This is a genomic window from Burkholderia sp. 9777_1386, assembly GCF_015712265.1.
GTDB classification, from domain to species: Bacteria; Pseudomonadota; Gammaproteobacteria; order Burkholderiales; family Burkholderiaceae; genus Burkholderia; species Burkholderia cenocepacia.
Genome location: NZ_JACCQB010000091.1, coordinates 1 through 14,846 on the forward strand (window position 1 = coordinate 1; position 14,846 = coordinate 14,846).

The following is a 14,846-nucleotide window of genomic DNA, read 5'->3' on the forward strand; positions in this document are numbered from 1 at the left end:
CGTCCAGGAGCGTCCAGGAGCGTCCAGGAGCGTCCAGGAGCGTCCAGGAGCGTCCAGGAGGCGCGAAACCGGCGAGGCCAGGGGGTAGGGGCCGCCGACCCTGGAAAACGCCTCTATGGGCCTTCCAGGGTCGAATTTCGACCGCCATGCGCTCGCGGCCGGGCTGGCCCAGGCCCGGCGCGTAGTATTTCCCTGTAGGGCTCGTAAATTGTAGTATGTAGTAGTATTATACAACATACTACAACGCTACATTTCATACAGGAGCACCCGCTATGGCAGTCACGAAAGAGCAGATTTTTTCCGCCGCCGACGACCTGGCCGCCGCCGGCCAGAAGCCCACGCTTGAGGCAATCCGGCAGATCACCGGCGGGAGCTACACAACCATTTCCCCGGCCCTGAACGAGTGGAAGGCCCGCCAAGCTACCGCCGCCGCGCCCCTGCGCGAGCCTGCGCCCCAGGCCGTCGCCGACCGCCTGGCCGAGCTGGGCAGCGACCTATGGACAATCGCCCTCGACCTGGCGAACGCCCGGCTTGCCGTTGAACGGGAAGGGCTGGAGAAGGCCCGCGCCGAGCTGGAAGCCGACCGCAACGAGGCAACCGAGCTGGCCGACAAACTGGCCGGCGACGTGGAAGCTCTGCAATCCCGCCTGGCGTCCATCGAGGCCGCCGAAGCGGCCGCACGCGGCGAAGCCGACGAGCTGCGCGGCCAACTGGCCGCCGCCCAGGAACAGGCGCACACGGCCGAGGCCCGCGCCCAGGAGATCGAGCGCCGCGCCGGCGAGCTGCGCACGGAGCTGGACAGGGCGCACCAGGACGCCGACCAGGCACGCGGGGCGCTGGCCGAACAGCAGAAGGCCAGCCAGGCGGCAGCGGCCCAACTCGACCAGGTGCGCGCCGAGCTGGCGAAGGTGCAGGCCAAGGCCGAGGCCAACGAGGAAGCGCACCAGGAACAACGTAAGGCCGCAGCGGCCGAGGCGCACCGCATGGCCGAACGCCTTACCGCCGCCCAGGCCGAGCGCGACCAGGCCACGAAGGCGGCTGCTCAGGCCCGCGAGGAAGCCGCCCGCCTGGCCGGACAGCTCGACACACTCAAGGAACAATCGGCCGCGCTGCTGGCCCGCATCACGCCGCCTGCGGCCGAGGCCAAGCCGACCAGGAAGAAGCCAGGCGGCGAGTGATCGACCGCCCCTCAAGTGTCAATAAAGCCTAGGCAGCACATTGACACTTGAGGGGCGCGCTTTAGCCGCTAAAAAAGCACGCAAGGCAAACAGCACGCATATTTCCCCTTGGCGTCCGACTTCGCCCCGTGGGGCGCTTACAGCAAGTCCTCTTTGTTCGGCGTCGGGTTGAAGTTGAAGCTGGGAATCTTCCCGGCTTGCTCGCTGGCAGGGCTGGCCGGAACTGCGGCGGCGGCCGGCTTTGGTGTGGCGGCTGGAACGGGTGCCGGCGTATTGCTGGCCGACCTGGTGGCGGCCTTTGGTGCTGGTGTGGCCGTGGTCGGCGCTGCTGGTGCTGTCGGCCGGGCGAGGGGGTCCGTGTTGCGAATGAGCTGGTTCACGTACTTGATGAAGGCGTCGTACTTGAACGCGATCCGGCCTTCATCGCGCAGCGTTGCCCACACAACTTTGACCGGCCAGCCGTCATCCAGAGCCTTCTTCACCTCATCCCGTACCGCCAGGAATGCAGCTCGATTTTTGCCGGCCTGGGTCGGTTGCGTGGTGCTCATCCGCTCGGCGATGCGCTCTGAAAGGCTCTTGGCCATGTCGATTTTTAGCCCTTGAATTTCCCGATTTAAAGCCGATCAAATACCGATTTTTCGGCGATTAATCCGATTCTATACCGATTTAACGCCTGTTCTCCAGATTCGCCGTGCAGTCGGTGTGTATTTGATGCAAAATCGCATGTAGGCCGATACTTGATTTATTTGCAATAGTGGATGTATCGAGGGCAGGATGTGTGAAGTAGGCCCACCATGCAAGCATGGTGATCCTCTTCACTTCCCCTTATTCGCGCCTGCGGCGCTCAACGGGGCATCCTGCCCTGCGGGGCCAGCCGGCGGCCGCCGGCAACGACAGAGGACGCCAAGATGGAGGCCAACGAGAACAAGGTAACGAGGAAGGGCAGCACGCCCATCAAGGTCTATTGCCTGCCGGACGAACGGGCCGTCATCGAGGCCAACGCCCAGGCCGCCGGCATGAGCACGTCCGCCTACCTGCTGGCGGTCGGTCAGGGCTACCAGGTCAAGGGCGTGACCGACTTCGAGAACGTGCGCGACCTGGTGCGCGTGAATGGCGACCTCGGCCGGCTGGGCGGTCTGCTCAAGCTCTGGCTGACCGACGACCCGCGCACGGCCCGCTTCGGCGATGACACCATCCGGGCGCTGCTGGCCCGGATCGAGGCGACCCAGGACAAGATCAGCACCATCGCCGAAAGCGTGGTGCGGCCGCGAGGCGGGCAATCGTGATCGCCAAGCACGTGCCCATGCGCTCGCTGGGGAAGTCCGACTTCGCCGGCCTGGTGCGGTACGTCACCGACGCGCAGAGCAAAGACCATCGGCTGGGCCAGGTGCAGGTCACGAACTGCGCCGCCGACACCGTGCGCGATGCCATCACCGAGGTACTGGCGACCCAGCAGGCCAACACGCGGGCCAAGGGCGACAAGACCTATCACCTGATCGTCAGCTTCCGCGCCGGCGAGCAGCCGAGCGCCGACATCCTGCGGCAGATCGAGGCCCGCATCTGCGACGGGCTGGGCTTGGGCGAGCATCAGCGCGTCAGCGCCGTGCATAACGACACCGACAACCTGCACATCCACATTGCCATCAACAAGATTCACCCGACCAGGGGCACGATGCAGGAGCCGTACTACTCGCATCGGGCGCTGGCCGACCTCTGCGCGACCCTGGAACGCGACTACGGACTGGAACGGGACAATCACGAACCACGCCAGCGCGGCGCGGCCGCCAGGGCCGGCGACCTGGAACAGCACGCCGGCGTGGAAAGCCTGGTCGGCTGGATCAAGCGCGAATGCCTGGACGAGATCAAGGGCGCGGCGAGCTGGGCCGAGCTGCACCAAGTCATGCAAGACAACGGCCTGGCGTTGCGCGCACGTGGTAACGGCCTGGTCATCGAGGCCGGCGACGGCACGATCATCAAGGCCAGCACTCTAGCCCGCGACCTGTCCAAGCCCGCCCTGGAAAAGCGGCTCGGCGCGTTCGAGGCATCGCCCGAGCACCAGGCCGCGCCGGCCCGGCGCAGCTACCAGAAGGGCCGGCCGATGCGCTTGCGCGGCGGCCTGGACACGACCGAGCTTTACGCCCGGTACAAGGGCGCACAGCAGAACCTCACGGCCGCCAGGGCCGGCGTGCTGGCCGAGGCGAAGCGCCGGAAGGATCGGGCCATCGAGAACGCCAAGAAGGCGGCGGCCACCAGGCGGGCGACGATCAAGCACCTGACCGATGGCCGGCTGACCAAGAAGCTGCTTTACAGCCAGGCCAGCGCCGCGCTGCGGGCCGACCTGGAGGCGATCCACAAGCGCCACGACCAGGAGCGGGCGGCGATCTACAACGAGTACCGCCGGCGGCCGTGGGCCGACTGGCTCAAGCAGCAGGCGACGGCCGGCGACGGCCAGGCGCTCGATGCGCTGCGCGCCCGCGAGGCGGCCCACGGCCTCAAGGGCGACACCATCCAGGGCGACGGCCCCGCCAAGCCCGGCCATGCTCCGGTGATCGACAACATCACGAAGAAGGGCACGATCATCTACCGCGCTGGCAGCTCTGCCGTGCGCGATGACGGCGAGCGCCTGGCCGTGTCCAGCCAGGCCGACCGCGCTGGCGTGGCGGCGGCGTTGCGCCTGGCAATGGAACGCTACGGCGAGCGCATCACCGTCAGCGGCAGCGTGGAGTTCAAGGCCGCCGTGATCCGGGCGGCCGTCGATGCCCAGCTCCCCATCACCTTCGTCGATCCGGCACTGGAAAGCCGGCGGCAGGCCGAGGCCACCAAGGCCCAGGCCAAGCGCCGGCCAGGTGTGCACCCTGTCGGCCAGGAGCCGCCGCCACATCGCCGGCACGGCCTGCGCACGTTGGGCCAGCTCGACGGGCTGCACATCGAGGGCGAAGCCCAGCGGCCGGTACAAGCGCCGACCCAGGCCACCCCGACACCGCCGCCGGCCAAAGTTCAGCAGCCGGCCAGGCCCGCGCCGTCCGAGCTGGAACAGCGCCAGGCACGGCTACGGGCGCAGATGGAAGCCAAGAAGGCCAAACGCCAGGACAAGGGGCGCGGGCGATAGATTGCGTGCTTTTGTGCTTGTCGTTATGCGTGCTTAATGTATAATCTTGCTATCTGGCGCGAATGACGTTAGATAGCACTACACCGATGTTCAACAAAAATGGCCGGGCGCAACGGTGTCGCCAAGGTCGGGTACCGGACAGCGCGACGTGGCGAGCTGTCTCTGTGATGGCCCAGCTCCGCATCTTCTAGGTGCGGTTCAGAGCAGCCACTTCATCACATCGAGGAACTCGACCATGAAGCACGTCCGCCTTTTAGCGGCTAAAACCGCGCTTGCCGCCGTCCTGGCCGGCAGCATCATCATCACCCCAGCGCAGGCCGGCATTCCCGTCATCGACGGCGGGAACCTGGTGCAGAACGTCATGACGGCCATCGAGTCGGTGGCGCAGACGCTCAAGCAGATCGAGCAGTACCAGACCCAATTGCAGCAGTACGAGAACATGCTGCAAAACACGATGGCCCCGGCGGCCTACATCTGGGATCAGGCGCAGTCCACGATCAACGGGCTGATGAACGCCGTCAACACGCTGGACTACTACAGGAACCAGCTCGGTAGTCTCGATGCCTACCTGGGCAAATTCCAGGATGTGAGCTACTACCGCAGCTCGCCGTGCTTCTCGGCCGCCGGGTGCTCGGACGCCGAGCGCGCTGCGATGGAGCAAAACCGCCGCCTGGCGAGCGAGAGCCAGAAGAAGGCGAACGACGCGCTTTTCAAGGGTCTGGAGCAGCAGCAGCGCAACCTTACCGCCGACGCTCGCCAGCTCGAACGGCTCCAGTCGGCCGCACAAGGCGCGACCGGCCAGATGCAGGCTATCGGCTTCGCCAACCAGCTCGCCGCCAACCAGGCGAACCAGCTCCTGCAAATCCGTGGCTTGCTGATCGCGCAGCAGAACGCCGCTACCGCCAGGATGCAGGCGCAGGCCGACCTTGAAGCGCAGCAGCAGGCCGCCGGCGCGACTTCCAGGGAATCCAGGATCGAGCGCACGGCAAGCCCGAGAAACTGGCTCGAACTGACCCGCTGACGGAGGCCCTGCACCATGAAGAAAACGATGCTGCTTGCCGGCCTCGTGGTGGTGCTGATGGCCGGCTGCGACAACAAGCCGGCCATCCCGCCCATGCCAGAGGTCAATGACACCAATTGCCAGATCGAGGCGATCAAGAAGATCGAGGACAGGGCCACGCGCGAGAAATTCGCCGGGCTGTGCTCGCGCCGGTCGCCAGCCGCCGGCGGCATCGCGCCGACCGAGAAGCCCATGAACTGGCTCGAACTGGCCGACCCGAAAGACCAGAAGGGGGCGAAGCCATGAAAGCACTGCACAAGGCGGCGCTGATCGGCGTCACCCTCGCGCTCTACTCCACCGCTGCATCGGCCCAGCTCACCAACCAGGGGATGCTTGACCAGGTGGTGACGGAGTTCGCCACGCGGGCCACGTCCTGGCAGACGGTGGTGATGAATGCCGCGATGTTCCTGTTCTGGACGCTGGGCACGATCTCGCTGGTTTTCACGTTCGGCTTCATGGCGCTGCGCAAGGCCGACATTGGCGAGTTCTTCGCCGAGTTCATCCGCTTCATTCTGTTCTTCGGCTTCTTCCTCTGGCTGCTGCGCAATGGACCGGCCTTCGCCAACTCGATCATCCAGTCATTGGCCCGGATCGGCGAGCAGGCGTCCGGGGTGGCATCGGTGACACCCTCGGGCATCGTGGATATCGGCTTCATGATCTTGAAGCAGGCATTCAGGAACTCGTCGATCTGGTCGCCCGTGGATAGCTTTATCGGCGTGGCTTTGAGCGTCGGCATCCTGATCCTGCTTGCAGTTGTTGCGGTGAATATGTTGCTGCTGCTCGTCTCGGCCTGGCTGCTGATGTACGCCGGCATCTTCTTCCTCGGCTTCGGCGGTTCGCGTTGGACGTCCGACATGGCGATCAACTACTACAAGACCGTGCTGGGCGTGGCCGTGCAGATCATGACGATGGTGCTGTTGGTCGGCATCGGGAACGACCTGCTTTCCAGCTTCTACGCCAGGATGAACACCGGCACGCTGAACTTTGAAGAGCTGGGCGTGATGCTGGTTTTCTGCGTGGCGTTGCTCATGCTGGTCAATCGTGTTCCCCCTCTCGTCGCCGGCATCATCACCGGCTCGGGTATCGGCGGCGCGGGTGGCATCGGCAACTTCGGCGCGGGTGCTGCCATCGGTGCGGCTATGGGCGCGGCGAGCATGGCCGCCGGTGCGGCAAGCGTGGCTGGTGCGGCCGTGATGGGTGGTGCAGCCTCGGCCGCCGGCGGCATGTCGGCGATCAAGGCAGCGTTCGAGAAAGCAGGATCGAGCGCCGGCGGTGAATCGGGCGGAATGCCCATGCTCGGCGGTGGCTCCGACTCCGGCAGCGATGCAGGCTCGTTTGCGCAAGCTGCTGGCTTTGGTGGCGGGTCAGGCTCAGGTGCGGGCACCACTACACCACTTGCACAGGCCGCCGGTTTCGGCAGCAGCTCGGGTAGCGGTGCCAGCGGCTCGGGCGGCGGCAATGGGCAGCAGTCCGGTAAATCGGGTGGAGGTTCCAGCTCGAAAGGGGGCGACGAAGCCGGCAGCAAGAAAGCCCAGCAAGGCGGCCAGCAGGCCGCGCCAGGCAGCACCGGCCCCGGTATGTTGGCCTCGGCCGCTTCCGCGCTTGGCACGGCGGGCCGCGTCACGGCTGACGCCGGCGCGAACCTGATGCAAGGCGTCGGAGAGGTTGCGAAGGCCAAGGCCGCCAGCATCCGCGACGCTGCCGCCGAACGCATCGCCGACACCACCGGCGGGAAGATCGCGGCGGCGATCAGGGCGAGCGCGGAGAGCGACCAGGCCGGCGCTGTCGAGGCGGTGCCGACATTCGGTGGCAACAACCTGGCAGGGGCCGATCCTGATGATGAAGTGGCCGCGTTCGCCAACCGCGAGCACGGTAAATCGGAGGCGTGACCATGAAACGTAGTGGTTTTTTCGACTGCCTGGCGCTCGACCAGGTGCAGCGGCCGGCGGTGGAGTTTGAGCAGCCTGGCGACCAATCAACCGAGCTTGATGCAGCGGCGGAAGTGGCGGCCTTCGTTGATCGCCCTGCCCCTCCTGCCATCGAGGCCACCAGGCCGGCGGCCAGGTCATCGAGCAACAGCCACAGCGGCAGCAACCGGAACACGCCGCTGGCCGAGGCCGCCGGTATCTACAGCAGCGGCCAGCGATAAAGCGCGCCGGCCGGCGTGGGGCCGGCCGACACTTCCACAACCCACCTACCACAGAGGTGAATCATGGCAACTTTGAATCCTACCAATGCAATCGCAACCCAGGCAGTCCATCACGCGGCCGCGCAGCTCGCGGCGCTGGACTGGATCGACCAAGAGGCGGCGCGGCAGCTCTCGCCGATGGCCGAAGCCGTCGCCAATATGTTCATGGTGCTGTACTACCAGGCGGAGACGGGCCAGGCGACGCGGGACGACTTCCGCCAGGCCCTGGACGCGGTGCGGCAGTCACTCGCCGCGTAGGCCCTACCAGGAGCAGCAAGGGCGGCCAGTGGCCGCCCTTTTCAGTCCGGGCCTGCATCGTCAGGAATGGCGATGCGAGCTGCCATCGTCGGAACTGGCGATGTTGGCTAGCCCCTCATCTTCTAGGGTTTCGCAGGCTGGCCACTCGCGGCCAACGGCGGGCGCATCCACCCATTCGCGTTGTTCCGGTGGCAATGGATACTGGCCGGATGCTTTGGATTCGGCCAGCAGTTCATCGAGCGTGTGGCGCACCTGGTCAGGGGTGACGGCGCGGGCCGGTTCGGCTTTCAGCGCGTCATAGGCTGGACCGGCCTTCTCATGCAGCCAGGTTTCCAGGTGCTTCGGGTCGGTCATTGGCGGGCCTTATCGAGCCAGGCCAGCGTTTCCGCATCGCGGGCGGCCACGCGGGCCAGCAGCTCGCGCAGCAGCGCGGCCATGCTCATGCCGTGCGCTGCCGCGACGGCGGCAGCTTCGGCCTTCACGTTCGCGGGAACGGCCGCGCTGATGGTGACGGTTTCGTTGCTCATATTCGCGTTAGTCAACAGCGTGTGCCAAGATCGGGACGCTACTACTGGCCCTTTCGGATTGCGAATGATTGGAGTATGTCGGCCAGGTCGGGTAATACTCGTCCGCCTGGTTGCCCCACACGTCCCAGCCGTCACGCGGCCCGCGTGCAAACAGTTCCAGGAACGGGCCAGGGCTGCACGATTCCACAATGTCGTAAAACTCATCCGGCTTGCGCGAGTGTTCGCGCTTCTGAGTCGCCAGGAAATTCACTTGCCGCCGACCTGGTGCAAGCGTCCGAGCGTTCTTGCCACGGACACCGAACAGCACCAGCTCGGTGACGTTGCGGAAGTAGAAGCCAACGCCGCGTCCATCCGGCCCGCCGTCCTTGCGTACCTTGTGCCAGACGATATTGCTTTTGTATGAGAAGCCCCAGGCTTCCAGCACCTTGATACCTTCCGGCAGCAGGGCATTGGGCACCCACAAATACAGGTGCGCCGTGTCGGCCGTCAGTTGCTCGACCGGCAGCGCCATGATGTCGTCCAGCGTCATCGTGCCGTAGCGGGACAGGCGCTTGTGTTCCGGGGCCATCTTGCCGGTGCGGTTCTGGAACTGCCACGGCGGATCGGCCAGGCGGCCTCCCCCTTGAGGGCGTCGGGCCAGAACTCGGGATCCTCGGCCGACAAGGTGCAACAGCCGACGATGCCGTCGCTGCAACTCGCGACTAGGAGCTCGGATCTCAGGACGAAGGTCTCCGCGAATGTCCGGTCGATCCGCGCGACGTCCCAGGCGGGCGTTCCCTTGGCGGACATCCACGCCGCAGCGTCGTGCATCAGCCGCACAACCTCGTCGATATCACCCGAGCAGGCGACCCGAACGTTCGGAGGCTCCTCGCTGTCCATTCGCTCCCCTGGCGCGGTATGAACCGCCGCCTCATAGTGCAGTTTGATCCTGACGAGCCCAGCATGTCTGCGCCCACCTTCGCGGAACCTGACCAGGGTCCGCTAGCGGGCGGCCGGAAGGTGAATGCTAGGCATGATCTAACCCTCGGTCTCTGGCGTCGCGACTGCGAAATTTCGCGAGGGTTTCCGAGAAGGTGATTGCGCTTCGCAGATCTCCAGGCGCGTGGGTGCGGACGTAGTCAGCGCCATTGCCGATCGCGTGAAGTTCCGCCGCAAGGCTCGCTGGACCCAGATCCTTTACAGGAAGGCCAACGGTGGCGCCCAAGAAGGATTTCCGCGACACCGAGACCAATAGCGGAAGCCCCAACGCCGACTTCAGCTTTTGAAGGTTCGACAGCACGTGCAGCGATGTTTCCGGTGCGGGGCTCAAGAAAAATCCCATCCCCGGATCGAGGATGAGCCGGTCGGCAGCGACCCCGCTCCGTCGCAAGGCGGAAACCCGCGCCTCGAAGAACCGCACAATCTCGTCGAGCGCGTCTTCGGGTCGAAGGTGACCGGTGCGGGTGGCGATGCCATCCCGCTGCGCTGAGTGCATAACCACCAGCCTGCAGTCCGCCTCAGCAATATCGGGATAGAGCGCAGGGTCAGGAAATCCTTGGATATCGTTCAGGTAGCCCACGCCGCGCTTGAGCGCATAGCGCTGGGTTTCCGGTTGGAAGCTGTCGATTGAAACACGGTGCATCTGATCGGACAGGGCGTCTAAGAGCGGCGCAATACGTCTGATCTCATCGGCCGGCGATACAGGCCTCGCGTCCGGATGGCTGGCGGCCGGTCCGACATCCACGACGTCTGATCCGACTCGCAGCATTTCGATCGCCGCGGTGACAGCGCCGGCGGGGTCTAGCCGCCGGCTCTCATCGAAGAAGGAGTCCTCGGTGAGATTCAGAATGCCGAACACCGTCACCCTGCTGCGTAACATCGTTGCTGCTCCATAACATCAAACATCGACCCACGGCGTAACGCGCTTGCTGCTTGGATGCCCGAGGCATAGACTGTACAAAAAAACAGTCATAACAAGCCATGAAAACCGCCACTGCGCCGTTACCACCGCTGCGTTCGGTCAAGGTTCTGGACCAGTTGCGTGAGCGCATACGCTACTTGCATTACAGCTTACGAACCGAACAGGCTTATGTCCACTGGGTTCGTGCCTTCATCCGTTTCCACGGTGTGCGTCACCCGGCAACCTTGGGCAGCAGCGAAGTCGAGGCATTTCTGTCCTGGCTGCTGGTGTCGTGAACATATCCGGCTGCAAGCCGCCTTGGTGTCGGTCGGCGAATGCCTGCATAAACTCGCGCAGCACTTCCGATGCCTTCCGGTTTTCAGCCAAGCAAGCCCCTTGGAACGCCTCGCGGAGTTCCTTTTCAACACGGATACGGAGGCCAACGTCTTTGCTCGACATAAGGCGACAGTATCGCATGGATACACAATTGTGTATCCAAAAAATCGCACCCGTCGCATAAGTCCTAATTTGTGCGACACGCCCCGCCCTGCCCTTTTCTCTGGCGTCATCGCGTTGCAAAAGTCAGTCGCAAATGGTCTATTATTTGCGACGATATTTGCAACGAAGGGCGCACCATGAAAGACAAGCCGATGATCGGTTACGCCAGGGTATCGACTGACGACCAGGATTTGACGAACCAACGCGCCGAGCTGCACGCCGCCGGCTGCACGCGCATCTTTGCCGAGAAGATCACCGGCACCCATGCCAAGCGGCCGGAGCTGGGCCGGATGCTCGACCACCTACGCGCCGGCGACGTGGTGACGGTCACGCGGCTGGACAGGCTGGCCCGTAGCACCCGCGACCTGCTAGACATTGCCGAGCAGTTGCAGGCGAAAGGCGCGGGCCTGCGCTCGCTGGCTGAACCGTGGGCAGACACCACCACCCCGGCCGGGCGCATGGTGCTGACCGTGTTTGCCGGCATCGCCGAGTTCGAGCGTTCCCTAATCATCGACCGCACCAGGAACGGCCGCGAGGCGGCCAAGGCGCGAGGCGTGCAGTTCGGTCGCCGCCCTACCCTCACCCCCGGCCAGGTCGAACACGCCCGCGAGCTGCTGGCCGCCGGCCGCACGGCGGCCGAAACGGCCGAGCTGCTGGGCGTGCATCGGGCAACCCTTTACCGGGCGCTGCGCGGCCAGGAAACCAGCCAGGCCAAGGCGGCCCGCATGGGTGCTTTCCGCGAGGACGCATTGACCGAGGCCGACGCGCTGGCGGCCGCCGACCGGGAGGGCATGGAGGCATGAGAAACGGACACTATCCGCTGCCCCCGCTCCGGCTGGAGTTGCAAGTCGCGCTCGATGAGATGAACAACCAGGACGGCTATTTCGCCTATGCCGTGTGCCGCACCCATGACGGCCAGGCGTGGGAAGTGAACACCAGGCAAGGCGGCATGTGCTTTGCACTCGATGGCCGCTATCTCGACCACGACGAGGCGATGGCAGCCGGCGCTGCCTGGCTTCTGGAACAGATTGGCCGAGAACCGACCGCAGACGAGGCAGCTTATCGGGCGCTATGGGAGAGCATGGGCGCGAGCGGCGACTAAATTTTAGCGGCTAAATTATCTGCTTTGCGTGCTTTTGTGCTTGCTGCTATGCGTTAATGGCGTATAATTGCCATATCGTCTTAGCTCGGAGGCACGCAAAGCAGAATGAAAACCATCGTCATAGCAAGCCAGAAGGGCGGCGCGGGCAAGACTACCCTTGCCGCTCACCTGGCCGTCACAGCCGAGCAGGAGGGCGCAGGGCCGGCAGTCCTGATCGACACCGACCCGCAAGGCTCGCTGTCGGCCTGGTGGAACTCGCGCGAGGCCGATACGCCCGCGCTGGCATCGGCCAGCCTGGCCGAACTGGCGACGAAGCTAGAGGGCCTGGCAGCGGCAGGGTTCAAGCTGGCCGTCATCGACACGCCGCCGGCGATTACGGCCGCCATCCGCGACGTGGTGAAGCTGGCCGACCTGGTGCTGATCCCGACGAGGCCCAGCCCGCACGACCTGCGCGCTGTTGGCAGCACCGTGGATATTGCTCAGGAAGCCGGCCGGCCGTTCGCCTTCGCCGTCACCCAGGCCAAGCCGACCGCCAGGCTGACCGTGCAGGCTGTCGCCGCCCTGTCAGCGCATGGGGCCGTGGCTCCGGCAATCGTGCATGACCGCGTGGATTACGCGGCCTCGATGGTCGATGGCCGCACAGTGAGCGAGACAGACGCCAAGAGCCGAAGCGCCGAGGAAATGCGACAATTATTGTCTTTCGTGCTTGAACGCTTGCACGTAAAGACGAAAACCAAAAAGAAGGAAACCGTATAAATGGCAGCCAAGAAACCCGCCGACCTTTCCGGCCTGGTCGCAACCAAGGGCCAGGCCGCGCCAGTTGCCAACGTGCCCGCCCGCAGCGCAGCGCCGGCCGAGGAAGCAGAGGCCAACAATGTGCCGCTGAACTTTCGCGTGTCGGCCGACCTTCGCCGCCGCTTCCGCGTGTTCGCAGCAAATCACGACCTCAAGCTGAACGAGCTGCTGCGCCTGGCCTTCGATGAGTACGAGAAGCGGCACGGCCATTGACTTTTAGCGGCTAAAGGGGCGGCACCATGAACAACGAGCGCGGGAAGGGGCCGCAGCAGATCGGCGAGGCCCTGGGCGACCTGGACAAATCACTTGCGAGGTTGAAGGCCGCGCACGACGCGCAGCGCCAGAAGCGCATCGAGGCGGCCGCCCGGCCGGGCGAATCCTGGGAGCAGGCCGCCGCCAGACTGCGCGAGGAAGAAGCTAGGGCCGAGCGTGAGCGCAGTTCCGGCTCCGTTAAATCGCTCCCCCCCGCATCGAGCATCCGCAAGCCGCCGAGGGGAGACGAACAGCCAGACTTCTTTGTCCCGACGCTCTATGACGTGGGCACAAAGGATTCGCGCAGCATCATGGACGTGGCCGTGTTCCGTCTTTCCAAGAAGGACCGGCGAGCGGGCGAGGTCATTAACTACACCCTGCCCGATGGTCATGTCACCGTGTCGGCAGGCGCGGCCGGCATGGCTTCGGTGTGGGATTACGACTTGGTGTTAATGGCCGTGTCCCACCTCACAGAGTCAATGAACCGCTACAGGGAAGGGAAGGGGGCGAAGCCTGGCCGCGTGTTCCGGCCGCACGTTGCGGACGTGTTGAAGTTCTGCCGACGAGCGGACGGCGGCAAACAGAAAGATGACCTGGTGGAAACCTGCATCCGGCTCAACACCACGCACGTTGCGGTTCAGCGCACCAGGAAGGCCAAGAACGGCCGCACGGTGACGGTATCCGAGGGCGAGGCCCTGATTAGCCGCTACAAGGTCATCAAGAGCGAGAGCGGCAAGCCCGAATACATCGAGATCGAGCTGGCCGATTGGATGTACCGCGAGATCACGGAGGGCAAGAACCCGGACGTGCTGACCGTTCATCCCGACTACTTCCTGATAGACCCAGGCATTGGCCGCTTCGTCTATCGCCTGGCTCGCCGCGCAGCGGGCAAGAGCGCCGCAAAGTGGGCCTTCCAGACGATCTACGACCGCAGCGGCAGCGCAGGCAAGTTCAAGGAGTTCTGCCGCATCTTGCGCAACATCATCCAGGCCAACGACTTGCCGGAGTACGAGCTGCGCGAGGAAGCCGGGCAGGGCGGCCCGCTGCTGGTAATGACCCACCGCGACCATGCCGATGCAGAGCTGCCACCGCCTGCCGGTGTGTAATGTACGGAGGGAGAGGGCCAAGAGACCGTCAAAAGTTTAGCTAAACCCCGCTTTGATCGGTTCCGACCCTAGCGCCTGTGGATAGCCCGTACTTTGCACACCGAAAGCCGTACATTACCCACCCGCTTCCGTACTTTGCACACCGAAAGCCGTACATTACCCACCGGGCACATTCACAAGCCATTGATTCGTAAGGAAAAATCGGCGATTTTCCCGGCTAAAACTCTTTAAAACATATAAAAACTCTTAAAACCCGCCTGGCCTGTGCATAAGTCGCCGCCAGATCGAACCGCCCAAGCGCCCTGCGGGCGCGCCTACCCTCCGGTCGCTTCGCTCCCTTCGCCCCGCCGCTTCGCGGCGGCCTGCGCCTTCGGCGGGGCACCCCTCCGGGGTTCCCCCGGCTTCGCCGGCTCCCCCTCCCGCTATCGTGCCTGGCCTATCGGCCAGGACTGGCTTACCAAGGGCGCGGCAAGCCGCGCCGGTGGCCGCTCCACCGCCTGCGCACTCATCGAGCACCGCGGCAGCTCGACAGCCCAGAAAAAGCAGGTTTAGCAGGAAAAGCGGTTTGCCGAGGCCGTGCCCAACCTCAACCGCCGGCGCGAGCTGGAGGGCCGCAGGTTGAACGCCAAGAAAAAGGGCCAGCAGCCAGGAGCTGCCGAGCTGGCCAGCATCGCCACATCCAACGATGGCGGCCGGCAAGCGTGGATCTCGCATCGTCATTTCCAGCGAGGCAGGCCCAGGCGTACCACGGCCAGGCCGTCCAGGAGCGTCCAGGAGCGTCCAGGAGCGTCCAGGAGCGTCCAGGAGCGTCCAGGAGCGTCCAGGAGGCGCGAAACCGGCGAGGCCAGGGGGTAGGGGCCGCCGACCCTGGAAAACGCCTCTATGGGCCTTCCA

At 64.8% G+C, this 14,846-nt stretch carries 18 protein-coding genes and 1 pseudogene; 14 read left to right on the plus strand and 5 right to left on the minus strand.

From position 1 onward, the window contains the following. Positions 1-272 precede the first annotated feature (272 nt). On the plus strand, positions 273-1,178 hold the full coding sequence (locus tag H0X91_RS33765) for a DNA-binding protein (RefSeq protein WP_196433765.1): 906 nt from the start codon (positions 273-275) through the stop codon (positions 1,176-1,178). 137 nt (positions 1,179-1,315) lie between these two features. On the opposite strand, the gene H0X91_RS33770 is transcribed toward H0X91_RS33765, so the two are convergent. Then, complete coding sequence (locus tag H0X91_RS33770; protein WP_196433766.1) at positions 1,316-1,762, minus strand: TraK family protein; 447 nt, start codon at positions 1,760-1,762, stop codon at positions 1,316-1,318. A 324-nt stretch (positions 1,763-2,086) separates the two neighbouring features. On the opposite strand from H0X91_RS33770, the gene traJ reads away from it, so the two are divergent. The 7 genes from traJ (at position 2,087) to H0X91_RS33805 (ending at position 7,793) form a co-directional block, all read left to right on the plus strand. Then, the gene (gene traJ, locus H0X91_RS33775; RefSeq protein ID WP_196433767.1) at positions 2,087-2,464 is read left to right on the plus strand and encodes a conjugal transfer transcriptional regulator TraJ; all 378 of its coding nucleotides are present in this window, start codon (positions 2,087-2,089) and stop codon (positions 2,462-2,464) included. Further along, positions 2,461-4,287, plus strand: coding sequence for a TraI/MobA(P) family conjugative relaxase (gene traI, locus H0X91_RS33780; RefSeq protein WP_196433768.1), 1,827 nt, complete (start codon positions 2,461-2,463; stop codon positions 4,285-4,287). Before traJ ends, traI begins: the two co-directional genes overlap by 4 nt. A gap of 235 nt (positions 4,288-4,522) precedes the next feature. Next, positions 4,523-5,308 (plus strand): P-type conjugative transfer protein TrbJ, encoded by a 786-nt coding sequence (gene trbJ / locus H0X91_RS33785; protein WP_088170049.1) that lies wholly within the window; start codon positions 4,523-4,525, stop codon positions 5,306-5,308. 15 nt (positions 5,309-5,323) lie between these two features. After that, the gene (trbK, locus tag H0X91_RS33790) at positions 5,324-5,593 is read left to right on the plus strand and encodes an entry exclusion lipoprotein TrbK (RefSeq protein ID WP_054471490.1); all 270 of its coding nucleotides are present in this window, start codon (positions 5,324-5,326) and stop codon (positions 5,591-5,593) included. Continuing rightward, a complete protein-coding gene (gene trbL / locus H0X91_RS33795; protein WP_196433769.1) occupies positions 5,590-7,236 on the plus strand; it encodes a P-type conjugative transfer protein TrbL in 1,647 nt (548 codons plus the stop codon). The genes trbK and trbL overlap by 4 nt, the downstream gene beginning before the upstream one ends. A 2-nt stretch (positions 7,237-7,238) precedes the next feature. Further along, positions 7,239-7,496 (plus strand): hypothetical protein, encoded by a 258-nt coding sequence (locus H0X91_RS33800; protein WP_033448591.1) that lies wholly within the window; start codon positions 7,239-7,241, stop codon positions 7,494-7,496. Between the two features lie 63 nt (positions 7,497-7,559). Next, on the plus strand, positions 7,560-7,793 hold the full coding sequence (locus H0X91_RS33805) for a type I toxin-antitoxin system ptaRNA1 family toxin (RefSeq protein WP_196433771.1): 234 nt from the start codon (positions 7,560-7,562) through the stop codon (positions 7,791-7,793). Positions 7,794-7,853: 60 nt separating this feature from the next. On the opposite strand, the gene H0X91_RS33810 is transcribed toward H0X91_RS33805, so the two are convergent. The 4 genes from H0X91_RS33810 to sul1 form a co-directional block, all read right to left on the minus strand. Further along, positions 7,854-8,147, minus strand: a complete 294-nt coding sequence (locus tag H0X91_RS33810) for a hypothetical protein (protein ID WP_230878094.1) — start codon at positions 8,145-8,147, stop codon at positions 7,854-7,856. Further along, positions 8,144-8,320 carry a hypothetical protein gene (locus H0X91_RS33815; RefSeq protein WP_196433772.1) on the minus strand — a complete coding sequence of 59 codons (177 nt, stop codon included), beginning with the start codon at positions 8,318-8,320 and terminating at the stop codon, positions 8,144-8,146. The genes H0X91_RS33810 and H0X91_RS33815 overlap by 4 nt, the downstream gene beginning before the upstream one ends. Before the next feature lie 7 nt (positions 8,321-8,327). Further along, entirely contained in the window at positions 8,328-8,990 is a 663-nt protein-coding gene (locus H0X91_RS33820) for an MT-A70 family methyltransferase (RefSeq protein ID WP_442859790.1), read from the minus strand. A 336-nt stretch (positions 8,991-9,326) separates the two neighbouring features. After that, positions 9,327-10,178, minus strand: coding sequence for a sulfonamide-resistant dihydropteroate synthase Sul1 (sul1, locus tag H0X91_RS33830; RefSeq protein ID WP_000946487.1), 852 nt, complete (start codon positions 10,176-10,178; stop codon positions 9,327-9,329). Between the two features lie 101 nt (positions 10,179-10,279). Between sul1 and H0X91_RS33835 the strand changes: the two are divergent. The 6 genes and pseudogenes from H0X91_RS33835 to H0X91_RS33860 all read left to right on the plus strand — a co-directional run. Next, positions 10,280-10,483 (plus strand): annotated as a pseudogene (locus H0X91_RS33835) (phage integrase N-terminal SAM-like domain-containing protein); the annotation flags it as partial. A 351-nt stretch (positions 10,484-10,834) separates the two neighbouring features. Further along, a complete protein-coding gene (locus tag H0X91_RS33840; protein ID WP_196433774.1) occupies positions 10,835-11,500 on the plus strand; it encodes a recombinase family protein in 666 nt (221 codons plus the stop codon). Next, a complete protein-coding gene (locus H0X91_RS33845) occupies positions 11,497-11,799 on the plus strand; it encodes a hypothetical protein (protein ID WP_196433775.1) in 303 nt (100 codons plus the stop codon). Before H0X91_RS33840 ends, H0X91_RS33845 begins: the two co-directional genes overlap by 4 nt. A gap of 105 nt (positions 11,800-11,904) precedes the next feature. Beyond that, complete coding sequence (locus tag H0X91_RS33850) at positions 11,905-12,555, plus strand: ParA family protein (protein WP_054471494.1); 651 nt, start codon at positions 11,905-11,907, stop codon at positions 12,553-12,555. Then, positions 12,556-12,807 carry a ribbon-helix-helix protein gene (locus tag H0X91_RS33855; RefSeq protein ID WP_033446822.1) on the plus strand — a complete coding sequence of 84 codons (252 nt, stop codon included), beginning with the start codon at positions 12,556-12,558 and terminating at the stop codon, positions 12,805-12,807. It abuts the gene before it with no gap. A 26-nt stretch (positions 12,808-12,833) separates the two neighbouring features. Beyond that, positions 12,834-13,952: a replication initiator protein A gene (locus H0X91_RS33860; protein ID WP_196433776.1), complete on the plus strand. Its 1,119-nt coding sequence runs from the start codon at positions 12,834-12,836 to the stop codon at positions 13,950-13,952. The last annotated feature ends 894 nt before the right edge of the window (positions 13,953-14,846 follow it).

Coding starts and splice junctions, on each gene's coding strand:
- H0X91_RS33840 (WP_196433774.1), top strand. CDS start 10,835: ATGAAAGACAAGCCGATGATCGGTTACGCCAGGGTATCGACTGACGAC.
- H0X91_RS33800 (WP_033448591.1), top strand. CDS start 7,239: ATGAAACGTAGTGGTTTTTTCGACTGCCTGGCGCTCGACCAGGTGCAG.
- H0X91_RS33850 (WP_054471494.1), top strand. CDS start 11,905: ATGAAAACCATCGTCATAGCAAGCCAGAAGGGCGGCGCGGGCAAGACT.
- trbJ (WP_088170049.1), top strand. CDS start 4,523: ATGAAGCACGTCCGCCTTTTAGCGGCTAAAACCGCGCTTGCCGCCGTC.
- H0X91_RS33860 (WP_196433776.1), top strand. CDS start 12,834: ATGAACAACGAGCGCGGGAAGGGGCCGCAGCAGATCGGCGAGGCCCTG.
- H0X91_RS33855 (WP_033446822.1), top strand. CDS start 12,556: ATGGCAGCCAAGAAACCCGCCGACCTTTCCGGCCTGGTCGCAACCAAG.
- traJ (WP_196433767.1), top strand. CDS start 2,087: ATGGAGGCCAACGAGAACAAGGTAACGAGGAAGGGCAGCACGCCCATC.
- H0X91_RS33770 (WP_196433766.1), bottom strand. CDS start 1,762: ATGGCCAAGAGCCTTTCAGAGCGCATCGCCGAGCGGATGAGCACCACG.
- sul1 (WP_000946487.1), bottom strand. CDS start 10,178: ATGTTACGCAGCAGGGTGACGGTGTTCGGCATTCTGAATCTCACCGAG.
- H0X91_RS33815 (WP_196433772.1), bottom strand. CDS start 8,320: ATGAGCAACGAAACCGTCACCATCAGCGCGGCCGTTCCCGCGAACGTG.
- H0X91_RS33810 (WP_230878094.1), bottom strand. CDS start 8,147: ATGACCGACCCGAAGCACCTGGAAACCTGGCTGCATGAGAAGGCCGGT.
- H0X91_RS33765 (WP_196433765.1), top strand. CDS start 273: ATGGCAGTCACGAAAGAGCAGATTTTTTCCGCCGCCGACGACCTGGCC.
- H0X91_RS33805 (WP_196433771.1), top strand. CDS start 7,560: ATGGCAACTTTGAATCCTACCAATGCAATCGCAACCCAGGCAGTCCAT.
- H0X91_RS33845 (WP_196433775.1), top strand. CDS start 11,497: ATGAGAAACGGACACTATCCGCTGCCCCCGCTCCGGCTGGAGTTGCAA.
- trbK (WP_054471490.1), top strand. CDS start 5,324: ATGAAGAAAACGATGCTGCTTGCCGGCCTCGTGGTGGTGCTGATGGCC.
- trbL (WP_196433769.1), top strand. CDS start 5,590: ATGAAAGCACTGCACAAGGCGGCGCTGATCGGCGTCACCCTCGCGCTC.